This is a genomic window from Pseudomonas lurida, assembly GCF_002563895.1.
Lineage (GTDB): Bacteria > Pseudomonadota > Gammaproteobacteria > Pseudomonadales > Pseudomonadaceae > Aquipseudomonas > Aquipseudomonas lurida.
This window is the reverse complement of sequence record NZ_PDJB01000001.1, coordinates 64,840-77,857: the sequence shown is the minus strand read 5'-3', so window position 1 is coordinate 77,857 and position 13,018 is coordinate 64,840. Positions and strand designations below refer to the sequence as shown.

The window sequence follows — 13,018 nt, the reverse complement described above, 5'->3', positions numbered from 1 at the left end:
GGGCTATCAGCTGCGGGTGGCTTGCGCGGCCGGCGACGCTTCCTTGCTGCGCCAGTGCGGCAGCGAGTTCCAGTAGCGCTCGCCCTTGGCGTCGTCGTACATGCCTTCCCAACGGGAGATGACCAGCACGGCAAGCGCGTTGCCGATCACGTTAAGGGCTGTTCGCGCCATGTCCATGATGCGGTCGACACCGGCAATGAACGCCAGGCCTTCCAGCGGAATGCCCACGCTGCCCAAGGTGGCCAGCAGCACCACGAAGGACACGCCCGGTACGCCGGCGATGCCTTTGGAAGTGACCATCAGCGTCAGCACCAGCATCAGTTGCTGGCCGATCGACAGGTCGATGCCATACAGCTGGGCGATGAAGATCGCGGCAATGCTCTGGTACAGGGTCGAACCGTCGAGGTTGAACGAGTAGCCAGTCGGTACCACGAAGCTGCAGATCGCCTTCGGCGCGCCGTAGGCTTCCATCTTCTCGATCACACGCGGCAGCACGGTTTCGGAGCTGGCGGTGGAATAGGCCAGCACCAGCTCATCCTTGAAGATGCGCATCAGCTTGATCACCGAGAAGCCAAACAGGCGGGCGATGAGACCGAGGATCACGAAAGCGAAGAACAGGATGGCGACGTAAACCAGGATCACCAGCTTGGCCAATGGCAGCAAGGAGGCGAAGCCGAAGTTGGCGACGGTCACGGCGATCAGTGCAAAGACGCCGATCGGCGCGTACTTCATGATCATGTGGGTGACTTTGAACATGCTCTCGGACACGCCCTGGAACATGGTCACCAGCGGCTCGCGCAGCTCAGGCTTGAGGCTCGACAAGCCGAGGCCGAACAGCACCGAGAAGAAAATGATCGGCAGCATTTCGCCACGGGCAACGGCGGCGAAGATGTTCGAAGGGATCAGGTTGAGGATAGTCTGGATGAACGCATGCTCGTGCTGCACTTCAGCGGCAGTGGCGGTGTACTTGGAGATGTCGACGGTACCCAGGGTACTCATGTCGATACCGGCACCCGGATGGAACAGGTTGGCCAGCAGCAGGCCAACCACGATGGCGATGGTGGTGACGATTTCGAAGTAAAGGATGGTTTTGACGCCGATACGCCCGAGTTTCTTCGCGTCGCCGACACCGGCAATGCCGACGATGAGCGAGGAGATCACAATCGGGATCACGATCATCTTGATCAGGCGGATAAAGATATCGCCCGCTGGCTGCAACACATTGCTGATCCACCAGGCCTTTTCAGCACTGAAATGGTTGAGCACTGCACCGATTGCGATCCCCAGCACCAAACCGATGAGGATCTGCCAGGCGAGGCTTAGCTTTGCCTTCTTCATGTCATTACCCTTACTTCAAGTGAACTTAAGGCAAATGCGCCAGCCGCAACGCTCGAAAGCGAAAAAGTGTGTGCATCTGCCTCCATGGAAGGTCACCGCAGCGTGGCCGAAATGGCTTACTGGCAGGCGAAAAAAGGCGCAACTATTCCCATGCAAGGGAGCGACGTCTAATGCCGTAAACGCCTACCCTATGCCGAATCGGCATGGCTTTTTTTAATAATAACTGTCCGAACGGTCAGTTCAAATGTGACATTTTGTCCAGCAGACATGCCGTGAACCTGCCAAAGCCGGCTCGCTCAGAGAATCAGGACGTCTCTCGGGCTGTGGCAGAAATGCCTGGGAATACCGGTGTTTAGCGTCGGAAGTGTCCTATGGACCAGACCAGATTTTATCGATAGATGGTCGGGCCGACACACCAAGTAACGGTTGGCCAAGAGCAGAAAGGGAATTATCAACTATGTGGGGCATACGAAGCGGCAGGTGAGCCTGACAAGCCCGCCGCAAGTTCAGCAAGCCATGGGCTTGTGAACCTGCGTCGCAGCTTTTCACCTGACCCGGCCCTTGCGCAGGCACTCCCTGTACCCGTAGGTCGCGCCGATCGCGATTGATCAGAGCAACCCGGCCCCTTGGTCATGCACCGCCCTTGGCGGGCAATGCAGACAGAAAGAAGCGAGGGGCTTCTTTCTATGGACGCTGGCCCCGTAGACGACAAACGCGTCAGACGGAACCTAGTACCAATTCGGATCTTTCTTCAGTTGCTCCATCAGCAACTTCTGCATGCCTTCATCCGGTTTACCGATAAAGCGGTAGTCGGCGTGCCGCGTGGGGGACTTGTCCGCCGGCAGGCCGGCCGGGACTTCCACCAACATGGCGTAGGCATCCTCCTTGTCGAGGCTGAAGGCAACAATCAGGCGCTTGTCCAAGCAGGTGTCCGCGGTTTCGCAGAGCGGCCCGACCAAGTACTTGTCGCCATCTTCTTCCACGGCATTCATCTGCTCGGCCGTACCAGACAGGTTCATGACCCATTCCGGCAGGCGCTCTTCTTTCTTCACTACGCCTTGCCACGTTTCACGGTATTGCGGGTCCGCGCTGAGCAATTCGTTGGCTCGGGATTGGCCGTCATTGGCGGCCATTGCCAAGCCGCTACCGCCCAGCAGCAGGGCGGCAGTAATGGCTTTGAAAGACAAAGTGGTCATGTTCAGCCTCGGCCGCGACGACCAAAGAAGAACGAAGCGATGAACATCACCAGGAAGACCACAAACAGAATTTTTGCGATACCCGTGGCGGTGCCCGCGATGCCACCGAAGCCCAGGACTGCAGCCACAATGGCGATGATCAGAAATGTGATTGCCCAACTCAACATGGTGATTCTCCTTATGCTTCTTTAAGAGGTAACAGCGGTAGTGCTGTGCAGCCACTCAACACGAGTGGCCTTGTGGTGCCTAGAACACCCAACGCTCCTGGGATGGCAGTTCACTCAGGGAAGATTCCTGGTCAACCATTTGCAGTTGCGGGGCTGTTACATCGGCAGCAACACTGCCAACGGAACGGAAATGGGTCTGGGTCATGGCCGGACGTTCGAACTGGGGAATCTGCTGCTGACTCTGCTGCCAATGCTGCAACTGCTGGCCACCGATCAGCGTGACCATCAAGGCCAGGCTGGCAAACAGGCCTTGTTGCAAGTGCAGTGGCGAAACACGCAGTTGGCTGAGGGTTTGGCGAGTCATGCTGCTGTTCTCCCGCATTCTGATTATTCGTTGGGAGAGATATTGCAGAGCGCATGCCAGCTTTTTTACAAAATAAAACTCAATAAAATCAAAGAGTTAAATATTATCAGTCACACGACTGCCCAGCATCCTGCACGATGCACCCCCGCAAGCCGTGCGAAATGCACGATCGCCAGCGGTCGGATCAAGGGATAGAACACGTGAAGCGTGTTGCCGAACTGGCAAGAAAGCATGGAAACGCCATCAGGCGGGGCTTTGTAGGACGCGATGCAGATAGCTGCACGACATTGCCTTTTATCGATCAGAATGAACCATGCAACTTGCCCGATTATTCCGGGACTAACCACCATCATTCATACACACATAGTTTAAGGAGCGCGGGACAGATGGAATCAGCCAAGGAACTTCAAGGCCGCATTCTTTTAGTGGATGACGAATCCGCGATCCTCCGCACTTTCCGTTATTGCCTGGAAGACGAGGGTTACACCGTAGCCACCGCCAACAGTGCAGCCCAGGCGGATACCTTGATGCAGCGCCAGGTCTTCGACCTGTGCTTCCTCGACCTGCGCCTGGGCGAAGACAATGGGTTGGACGTGCTGGCCCAGATGCGCATTCAGGCACCGTGGATGCGCGTGGTGATAGTCACCGCCCACTCGGCGGTCGATACCGCCGTGGATGCGATCCAGGCCGGAGCCGCCGACTACTTGGTCAAGCCCTGCAGCCCCGACCAACTACGCCTTGCCACTGCCAAGCAGTTGGAAGTGCGCCAGCTCTCTGCGCGCCTTGAAGCCCTCGAAGGCGAAGTACGCCAGCCCAAGGACGGCCTGGACTCGCATAGCCCATCCATGATGGTGGTGCTGGAAACTGCGCGCCAGGTGGCCGGGACAGACGCCAACATCCTGATCCTGGGTGAATCCGGCACCGGTAAGGGTGAGCTGGCCCGCGCCATCCACGGCTGGAGCAAACGCTCGAAAAAGTCCTGCGTGACCATCAACTGCCCGTCGCTGACGGCTGAGCTGATGGAAAGCGAGCTGTTCGGCCACAGCCGTGGCGCCTTTACCGGGGCCAGTGAGAGCACCTTGGGTCGCGTCAACCAGGCCGACGGAGGCACCCTGTTTCTCGACGAGATCGGCGACTTTCCCCTCACATTGCAACCCAAGTTGCTGCGGTTTATCCAGGACAAGGAGTACGAGCGAGTGGGTGACCCCGTCACCCGTCGTGCCGATGTACGCATTCTCGCCGCCACTAACCTGAACCTGGAAGACATGGTGCGTGATGGTCGCTTCCGCGAGGATCTGCTTTATCGCCTCAACGTGATCACCTTGCACCTGCCGCCGCTGCGCGAGCGCAGCGAAGACATCCTGACCCTGGCCGATCGGTTCCTGGCGCGTTTCGTCAAGGAATACGCCCGACCGGCACGCGGTTTCAGCGATGAAGCGCGCGAAGCATTGCTCAACTACCGCTGGCCGGGGAACATTCGAGAACTGCGTAACGTGGTTGAGCGCGCCAGTATCATCTGCCCACAGGAGAAGGTTGAAATCAGCCACTTGGGGATGGCCGAGCAGCCAACCAACAACGCTCCACGCATCGGGGCGGCGCTGAGCCTGGACGAACTGGAGAAAGCCCACATCGGCGCCGTGCTCGCCACCAGCGACACCCTGGACCAGGCTGCTCGCACCCTGGGTATCGACGCGTCGACCCTGTACCGCAAACGCAAACAGTACAACCTGTGAGCTGTACCTTATGAAGTTAGCGATGAAGCTGCGCACTCGGTTATTCCTGAGTATCTCAGCATTGATCACCGTCGCCCTGTTGGGCCTGATCCTGGGCCTGGTGAGCGTCATGCAAATGGCCAAGACCCAGGAATCCCTGATTCGCAGCAACTTCATCACCCTGGACCTGGGGCTCAAGCTGCGCCAGAGCCTGGGTGACCAACTGATCATGATGCTGGAGGACCGCCCAGACCCCGAGGCATTGCAAGCCTCCAAGCAGCGCTACTTCGAACTGCTGGACCAGGGCATCGCCCATGAACAGCGCGACGGACGCGGGACAGGCTTCAGCGAGGCCCGAAGCCAGTATCAGCGACTACTGGAGGCCTTTGACGAGTCCCAGCAACCACCCCCCCCGCCAGGCACCAAGGAAAAACTCACCGACACCTTCAATACGCTGCGCAACGGCCTGATCAGCGAACACAAGCAGGCGTTGGAAAACATCAGCAACAGCGAGCACAAGTCTCGCGAACGCGCCTTGCTGATCGCCGGGTTGCTGGGGTTGGTAGGCCTCGCGGTGCTGATCATCGGCTTTGTGACGGCGCATGGTATCGCGCGGCGTTTTGGCGGGCCGATCGAGGCGCTGGCCAAGGCGGCGGACAAGATCGGGCAAGGCGATTTCGAGGTGACGCTGCCGATCTCATCGGCAGCGGAAATGAACCAGCTGACCCGTCGCTTCGGCATCATGGCCGAAGCGGTACGCCAGCATCAGGCGACCAATGTCGATGAACTTCTGGCCGGTCAACAGCGCCTGCAAGCGGTGCTCGACAGCATCGACGATGGTCTGCTGATGATTGACCGCCAAGGCCGCCTGGAGCACCTAAACCCTGTGGCCCAGCGTCAACTGGGCTGGGATGAGCAACGCCTCGGCCAGGGCCTGGGCGAGGCGCTGGCGCGGCCGGAACTGGATGAGCAACTGCAACTGGTATTGCGCGGCGGCAACCTGGAACGGGCACCGGATGACCTGGAAGTGGAGGTCGAAGGCGAACTTCGCCTGTTGACCTATAGCCTGACCCCCGTCAGCCATATCCAGGGGCATATCCTCGGGGCAGTGATGGTGCTGCATGACGTCACCGAACAACGCGCCTTCGAACGGGTGCGCAGCGAGTTCGTATTACGTGCCTCCCATGAACTGCGTACTCCGGTGACCGGCATGCACATGGCATTCGGGCTGTTTCGCGAGCGTGCTAAATTTCCTGCGGACTCCCGTGAAGCGGATCTGCTGGATACGGTCAACGAGGAGATGCAGCGGCTGATGCAGCTGATCAACGACCTGCTCAACTTCTCGCGCTACCAGAACGGCCTGCAGAAACTCACGCTGGGGCCGTGCGATGTCACCGATCTGCTCGAACATGCCCGGGCGCGTTTCGTCGAGCCAGCCAACGCGCAAGACATCGAACTGCTCGTAGAAGCTCAACCCGATCTACCGCGGCTCTACGCGGACCAGGCACAACTGGAAAGGGTGCTCGACAACCTGCTGGGCAACGCCCTGCGCCATACCGCTGCTGGCGGGCAAATTCGTCTGCAGGCGCGCCGCCATGGCGAGCGGGTCATTATCAGCGTCGAGGATAACGGCGAGGGCATTGCGTATGGGCAGCAGGGGCGGATCTTTGAACCCTTTGTCCAGGTGGGCCGCAAGAAAGGCGGCGCCGGCCTCGGGCTGGCGCTGTGCAAGGAGATCGTGCAGTTGCACGGCGGCCGCATGGGCGTGTACTCGCGGCCGGGGCAGGGTACTCAATTCTATATGGCGCTGCCGCTCTAACGACGGTTCAACGCACGCAGGATCGCGGCACTTTCCGCATCTGGCGTGCCATCAAACAGCGATGGCCGGAAATGCATCTGGAACGCCGCGATCACGTGACGCGTCGCTACATCCAGCTCGCCGGTCTGGGGCGTCTGATAGCCAAGGCGAGCCAACTCTTCCTGGAACCAGGTAATGCTGGGCAGTTCCGCGGCGTATTGCACTTGGAACCGCGCGACGGCCTGGGCATCCGGCCAGACGCCTAGCCCTTCATCCGCCAGGCGCTTCCAGGGGAACAGGGGGCCCGGGTCAAGCTTGCGCAGCGGCGCGATGTCACTGTGGCCAATGATGTTCTTGGGGTCGATGCCGTTGCGCTTGCTGATGTCCTTGAGCAAGACCACCAGGGACTTCACTTGCGCCTCGGAATACGGATACCACAAGCGGCCTGTCGGCGTGTCCTTGTAGCCAGGGTTCACGATCTCGATACCAATGGAGCTGGAGTTGAGCCAGGTACGGCCCATCCACTCGCTTTCCCCGGCATGCCAGGCGCGCTGGCTCTCATCCACCAGCTTGTAGAGGGTGCCTGAGGCGTCGTCACCGATCAGGTAATGGCTGCTGACCTGGCCGTGGGTAAGCAATGCCAGGGAACGTTCAAGGTTGGTGGAGGTGTAATGCACGACCACGAACTGTATGCGGTTGTCGTGGTTCACCGAGGGGTGGGTGGTGTCCAGGCGCGGACCACTGGCGCAGCCCGCGAGCAGAAGAAACACAAAGGCGATGTACAAGGATTTCATGGCGGAAGACGTTACGCTGAAGGACAATAATGCAACAGTGTAACGTACCGTTTATGACCCAGCCGTCAAATTACAAAATGGAACATCTTTTTAGGCTGCCTGTACTTGGTTACGCCCTGCTGCCTTGGCCCGATACAGCGCCGCATCGGCACGCTTGAGCGCCAAGTCACTGCGTTCTCCCGGTTGAAACTGTGCCACACCCATGGACACGGTGATGGTCACCGGCTCGCCCTTGAAGTGAAATGGGCAGGCTTCGATCGCTGCACGCAATACCTCGCCCGCTGCCAGGGCATCCGTCAGGGATGAGTCTGGCATCAGCAACACAAACTCTTCACCGCCGAAACGCGCGATAAAGTCGGTCGGGCGCAGGCGCTTTCGCAGCACGCTGGCGATGATTTTCAGCACTTTGTCGCCAGCCAGGTGGCCGTAGCCGTCGTTGATGCGCTTGAAGTGATCGAGGTCCAGCATCGCCAGCGACAGGCTGTTGCCACGTTGATGCCAGGCATTGACTTCATGATCCAGACGCTCACTCCAGGCGGCGCGGTTGGGCAGGCCGGTGAGCGGATCGATCAAGGCCTTCTGGCGCTGCACCTCCAGGTGCTCGCGATAGCCCTGGGCTTCCTGCTCCATATTGGCGACCCGCTCAGCCAGGCCTTTAAGGCGTGCGGCCGTTTCCTGCTCGCGCTGGTCGCGCTGCTGCTGGTGTTCATCCATGGTGCCGAGCAGGCCTTCGAGGTGGCTTTCCAATACGTGCTTGAGGCTTTCCAGGTCGGCGGCGTCCTGCACGCTGCTTTGCAGCCCGTCGACCTGTTCACGGATCTGCGTGTCCAACTCCCGGGCGGCGGAACGGCTATCGGCATGGCCGTCACTGGCGACCTGCAAATGCCCTTGGAACGCTTCGAGACGCTCGTTGAGCTGCTTGAGGTAAGCCTCGAACTCATGCTGGCCACTGTCGGTGACCGCCAGCATCAACACGGCCAGGTCATCGAGGATCGGCAGCAATTCATACCAGTTCAAGCCGTGGGCAAGACGCTCGCGCATGGCTTCGGCCTGGGGCCGATGGCGCTCGGGCAAGGAAAGCTCATCCAGCAGACCAAGCAGGGTGTCTTCAATGTGCTTGGCCACGGAGCTGTAGGATGGCTCCGGCGAATCGGGCAGGGAGTAAGGGCCGCCCGCTTGCAGCTCGTCAGGGTCGGACTGCTCGACCTCCAGCACGGGAGGGAGCGACAGACTACCGATGACGGTCTCATCGGGGGCTTCGACCTTGACGTCAGGCGGTTCAATAAAGGCGGCGAGGGCGCTTTGCGATGCAGCTTGTTCGGCCTGAGGCTCGGGTTCGACACGCGCCAAGGGCACGTCAAGGGGAGCAGCCTGAGCCGGGGCTTCGTAGACAAACGTCTCGCTGGCAGCTTCGGCAACCTTGGCGGGTGCGGCCAGCTCAACTGCGGGGGCAACCGCCTCTTGAGACTGCGGCGCAAAGGCGCGCAGGGCCTGTGTCAACGCCTCGGACTGCTCGGGCTCAGGCTCGGGCGGCTGAGGCTCAGCAACAGGCTTGGCCACTGCGGGTTGCGCGGCAGGGGCGGGTGTTGGCTCGCTGGTCACGCCCTCGTTTGCGACCTCCTTGGAACCGAACAGGCGCTGCAGAAGCCCAGGCCCAGACCGCGTGGTTTCGCCGTCCGGCTCCAGGTTGTTCAGCGCCTGGCCTTGAAGGCCGCTCAACTCGCTGAGCAGCAAGGGGATCTCACGTGCCTGGCTGACTCGACCGTCCAACTGCTTGGCGAACGCCTTCAGCGGCCGGGCCACTTCACGGGGTAATGGCAGTTTTTGCAGTTGAGTGACCAGGGACGTCAGCGCGGTGCTGATCTGATCGACCCGGGTTTCGCGGCGCTGCTCCGAATCCAGTACGGCTTTTTCCAGGCGCGGCAACAAGGCGGCAAGCGCGGCGTCCATATCATCGGTACGCACGACGTCGCGCATTTCCTTCATGCATTGGTCGACCGCGCGGTCGGTGCCCTCGGCGGCCAGCGTGCTGCGCACCAGCCCACGGCGCAGCAAGTCGAGGCGGGCGGCCCACCGGCGTTCGAGCTTTTCCTGTTGCTCGATGCTTTTGAGGTATTTCTCTTTCCAGCGCTGGGCGTCGTCGCTCATGCAAGGGGTCCGCGAGGGCCGGGGCTCAACGCGGGTAATGCATCAGCCGTCAGCGAACCCGGCAGACGAATCTCTACCGCGACCGGCAGGTGATCGGAGATGGGCTGCGCCAGCACCTGCACACTCTCGAGCGTGAGGGTAGGACTGAGCAGGATATGGTCAAGACAGCGTTGCGGGCGCCAGCTTGGGAACGTGGCTTCGGCTTGCGGTGCCAGTAGCCCGAGGTCGCGCAACGGAGAATTCATCAACAGGTCGCTGGCGTGGGTATTCATGTCCCCCATCAGCACCTGGTGTTTGTAATTGCCAATCAGCTCTCGGATGTAAGCCAATTGCAGGGTGCGGGTACGGGCACCCAGCGCCAGGTGCATCATCACCACCACCAAGGCCTCCGGGCCTTCGCCAAAACGCACGAGGATCGCACCCCGCCCCTTGGGGCCTGGTAGCGGGTGGTCTTCGATGGCGGAGGGCTTCAAGCGGCTGAGCACGCCATTGCTGTGCTGTGCCAGGCGCCCGAGGTTGCGATTGAGCTGCTGGTACCAGTAAGGGAAAGCACCGAGTTGGGCCAGGTGTTCCACCTGGTTGATGTAACCGGAGCGCATGCTGCCGCCGTCAGCTTCCTGCAGGGCAACCAGGTCGAAGTCATTCAACAGGTTGCCGATCTTCTGCAGGTTGCCGGCACGCCCGTTGTGGGGCAGCAGGTGCTGCCAGCCACGGGTGAGGTAATGCCGGTATTTCTCGGTACTGATGCCCACCTGAATATTAAAGCTCAGCAGCCGCAGGCGACTGTCTGCCGGCAGGCCCGTGGACTCCAGGTGATGTTCGTTGACCTGCGGATCATGCAGGCCAACAGCACGTTCGGTACCCCAGCGGCGCATGACAGGCCCCTTACTTGGCTGCGCGCTCTTTGGCGATCAGCTGGTCGGCAACATTGAGAGTCTGTTCAGGACCACCGGAGGTACCCAGGTCGAAACGGTATTTGCCGTTGACGATCATGGTTGGAACGCCCTGCACGCCATACTTCTGCGCGAGTTCCTTGGCCTGCTTGATCTGGCCCTGAATCGCGAAGGAGTTGAATGTGGCCAGAAACTTGTCCTTGTCGACACCCTGGGTGGCCACGAAGTCAGCCATTTCGTCTGGCTTGGTCAGGCGCTTACCCTGCTTCTGGATCGCATCGAATACCGCGTTGTGGACCTTGTGCTCCACACCCATGGCTTCCAGGGTCAGGAACAGTTGGCCGTGTGCATCCCATGGGCCGCCGAACATGGCAGGGATACGCTTGAAGTTGACGTCTTTAGGCAGTTTCTCGACCCATGGGTTGATGGTCGGCTCAAAAGCATAGCAATGCGGGCAGCCGTACCAGAACAGCTCCACCACCTCGATCTTGCCTGGCTCCGAAACCGGAACCGGGTTAGCCAATTCAACATAGGTTTTACCGGCTTCAAGCGGCACATCGGCAGCTTGTGCGGTCATGCCGAAGAGGCTGGCAGTGACGAGAGCGGCGCTGAGGATCAGATTACGCATGCTTTACTCCTGGACAAATAAAGTCGCCTCACGCGACCTTTGTTGTGACAGGTCTACGCGGGCATGAGTTCGTTAGTGTAACGGCACCGGCCACAAAAAAGGGCGGCCTGGGCCACCCTTTTTATGCTTGCATCACCGGATTAATCGAGTGTTAACGTTGCATGCACCTCAGTGCAGGCCCTGGATGTAGCTGGAGACCGCTGCAATGTCTTCATCACTCAGCTTGCGGGCGATGGTGCGCATGATCGCGGCGTCGCCATCGTTGGCTCGTCCCGCCTCTTCCTTACGGAAATCGGTCAACTGCTTGGCAATGTAGGTCGCGTGCTGGCCACTCAGATGCGGGAAGCCGGCGGCGGCTATGCCCGCGCCATTTGGCGAGTGGCAGCCGGTGCAGGCTGGCAGACCTTTTTCCAGGTCGCCGCCGCGGAACAGTTTTTCTCCACGGGCCACCAGCTTCGGATCAGCAGCTCCCACGCTGCCTTTCTGGCTGGCAAAATACGCCGCGAGGTCTGCCAGGTCCTGATCGCTGAGGTTGGTCAGCAAGCCGGTCATTTCCAGCACCGTGCGCTTGCCATCCTTGATGTCGTGCAGTTGCTTGGTCAGGTAACGCTCACCCTGGCCGGCCAGCTTGGGGAAGTTCGGCGCCGGGCTGTTACCATCCGGTCCATGGCAGGCACCACATACGGCGGCTTTCGCTTGCCCGGCAGTGGCATCACCTTTTAGGGGGCCCTCTGCAGCGACGGCGACGCCTGTGATGCCCAAGGTCAACAGCAGACTCACGATCAGTTTGTTCATCAGCTAATCCAACTACGGCTAAGGGGTTTAAGAGTTATCTACCGGGTTTACTCACCATCAACTCAATGATGGCCTGGTAATCCTCAGTACTGCAGTCCATGCACAAACCACGCGGCGGCATTGCCTTGAAACCCTGGGTCACGTGTTGCACCAGCGTGTCCATGCCCTTAGCCAGTCTTGGCTTCCAAGCTGCTTGATCACCCCGCTTGGGGGCATTGGGCAGTTGGCCGGCATGGCAAGCCACGCAAACTCGGTTGTACACCGCTTCCGGATCCTGTGTAGCCTGAGCGCCGTAAAGCGGGAGCAGGACACCGATAGCAAGCAACCACTTGGTCATACGTCGACCATTTCAGGGTTTGAGAGCGTTTTGCGTTCTAATGCGCAATAAAGGTCTATCGCTCCCGTGAACTTCATCCTTCGCTGGGACAAAGCACACACAAAATCTGCGGCATTATATACTGGCGCTACTGAAACGGAAACGACACCGCTTGCCGCACCTTTTCTCGGCACCGCCCACATCGGAAAACTCATGCAACTCAAGAATCCCATCCTCGGCCTGTGCCAACAGTCCACGTTTATGCTCAGCGCCGCCAAAGTTGACCAATGCCCCGATGACGAAGGCTTTGAAGTCGCCTTTGCCGGTCGTTCCAACGCCGGTAAGTCCAGCGCGCTGAACACCCTGACTCACGCCAGCCTGGCACGCACCTCGAAAACCCCGGGCCGTACGCAACTGCTCAATTTCTTCAAGCTAGACGATGATCGGCGTCTGGTCGACCTGCCGGGCTACGGTTACGCAAAAGTACCTATCCCGCTGAAGCTGCATTGGCAGCGTCACCTGGAGGCTTACCTGGGTGGCCGGGAGAGTTTGAAGGGTTTGATTCTGATGATGGACATCCGCCATCCGATGACCGATTTCGACCTGCTGATGCTCGATTGGGCTGTGGCCAGCGGCATGCCGATGCATATCCTGCTGACCAAGGCCGACAAGCTGACCTACGGCGCCGCCAAGAACACCCTGCTCAAAGTGCAGTCAGAAATCCGTAAAGGCTGGGGTGATGCGATCACCATCCAGCTGTTCTCGGCGCCCAAACGCATGGGCCTGGAAGAGGCTTACACCGTGCTGGCCGGCTGGATGGAGCTGGCAGACAAAGGCGCGGAAATCGCGGAGTAACTTTTCTGCGGGCA

Annotated in this window: 13 protein-coding genes; 3 read left to right on the top strand and 10 right to left on the bottom strand. The window is 59.8% G+C overall.

The genetic code is table 11. The features are described 5' to 3' along the window. Positions 1–6: 6 nt before the first annotated feature. The 4 genes from gltP to ATH90_RS00390 form a co-directional block, all read right to left on the bottom strand. A complete protein-coding gene (gene gltP, locus ATH90_RS00405) occupies positions 7–1,338 on the bottom strand; it encodes a glutamate/aspartate:proton symporter GltP (protein ID WP_034110638.1) in 1,332 nt (443 codons plus the stop codon). Between the two features lie 728 nt (positions 1,339–2,066). After that, entirely contained in the window at positions 2,067–2,534 is a 468-nt protein-coding gene (locus ATH90_RS00400; RefSeq protein WP_098465483.1) for an inhibitor of vertebrate lysozyme family protein, read from the bottom strand. A 2-nt stretch (positions 2,535–2,536) separates the two neighbouring features. Beyond that, complete coding sequence (locus ATH90_RS00395) at positions 2,537–2,701, bottom strand: DUF1328 domain-containing protein (RefSeq protein WP_003170804.1); 165 nt, start codon at positions 2,699–2,701, stop codon at positions 2,537–2,539. 79 nt (positions 2,702–2,780) lie between these two features. Continuing rightward, on the bottom strand, positions 2,781–3,065 hold the full coding sequence (locus tag ATH90_RS00390; RefSeq protein ID WP_034110702.1) for a hypothetical protein: 285 nt from the start codon (positions 3,063–3,065) through the stop codon (positions 2,781–2,783). A 386-nt stretch (positions 3,066–3,451) separates the two neighbouring features. Between ATH90_RS00390 and algB the strand changes: the two genes are divergently transcribed. Together algB and ATH90_RS00380 are read left to right on the top strand one after the other, a co-directional pair. After that, on the top strand, positions 3,452–4,798 hold the full coding sequence (algB, locus tag ATH90_RS00385; protein ID WP_025854310.1) for a sigma-54-dependent response regulator transcription factor AlgB: 1,347 nt from the start codon (positions 3,452–3,454) through the stop codon (positions 4,796–4,798). A gap of 10 nt (positions 4,799–4,808) precedes the next feature. Next, positions 4,809–6,596 carry a KinB sensor domain-containing domain gene (locus ATH90_RS00380; RefSeq protein ID WP_098465482.1) on the top strand — a complete coding sequence of 596 codons (1,788 nt, stop codon included), beginning with the start codon at positions 4,809–4,811 and terminating at the stop codon, positions 6,594–6,596. On the opposite strand, the gene ATH90_RS00375 is transcribed toward ATH90_RS00380, so the two are convergent. The 6 genes from ATH90_RS00375 to ATH90_RS00350 form a co-directional block, all read right to left on the bottom strand. After that, entirely contained in the window at positions 6,593–7,369 is a 777-nt protein-coding gene (locus ATH90_RS00375) for an N-acetylmuramoyl-L-alanine amidase (RefSeq protein ID WP_034110634.1), read from the bottom strand. The two genes, ATH90_RS00380 and ATH90_RS00375, sit on opposite strands and share 4 nt — an antisense overlap. Positions 7,370–7,459: 90 nt before the next feature. Further along, complete coding sequence (locus ATH90_RS00370) at positions 7,460–9,517, bottom strand: GGDEF domain-containing protein (RefSeq protein ID WP_098465481.1); 2,058 nt, start codon at positions 9,515–9,517, stop codon at positions 7,460–7,462. After that, positions 9,514–10,392, bottom strand: a complete 879-nt coding sequence (locus ATH90_RS00365; protein ID WP_034110630.1) for an endonuclease/exonuclease/phosphatase family protein — start codon at positions 10,390–10,392, stop codon at positions 9,514–9,516. Before ATH90_RS00365 ends, ATH90_RS00370 begins: the two co-directional genes overlap by 4 nt. Before the next feature lie 10 nt (positions 10,393–10,402). Further along, positions 10,403–11,038, bottom strand: coding sequence for a thiol:disulfide interchange protein DsbA (gene dsbA, locus ATH90_RS00360; protein ID WP_033899253.1), 636 nt, complete (start codon positions 11,036–11,038; stop codon positions 10,403–10,405). 168 nt (positions 11,039–11,206) lie between these two features. After that, on the bottom strand, positions 11,207–11,833 hold the full coding sequence (locus ATH90_RS00355; RefSeq protein WP_034110627.1) for a c-type cytochrome: 627 nt from the start codon (positions 11,831–11,833) through the stop codon (positions 11,207–11,209). 34 nt (positions 11,834–11,867) lie between these two features. Beyond that, the gene (locus tag ATH90_RS00350; protein ID WP_034110625.1) at positions 11,868–12,170 is read right to left on the bottom strand and encodes a c-type cytochrome; all 303 of its coding nucleotides are present in this window, start codon (positions 12,168–12,170) and stop codon (positions 11,868–11,870) included. A 192-nt stretch (positions 12,171–12,362) separates the two neighbouring features. Between ATH90_RS00350 and yihA the strand changes: the two genes are divergently transcribed. Next, positions 12,363–13,004 carry a ribosome biogenesis GTP-binding protein YihA/YsxC gene (yihA, locus tag ATH90_RS00345; RefSeq protein ID WP_025854318.1) on the top strand — a complete coding sequence of 214 codons (642 nt, stop codon included), beginning with the start codon at positions 12,363–12,365 and terminating at the stop codon, positions 13,002–13,004. Positions 13,005–13,018: the final 14 nt, after the last annotated feature.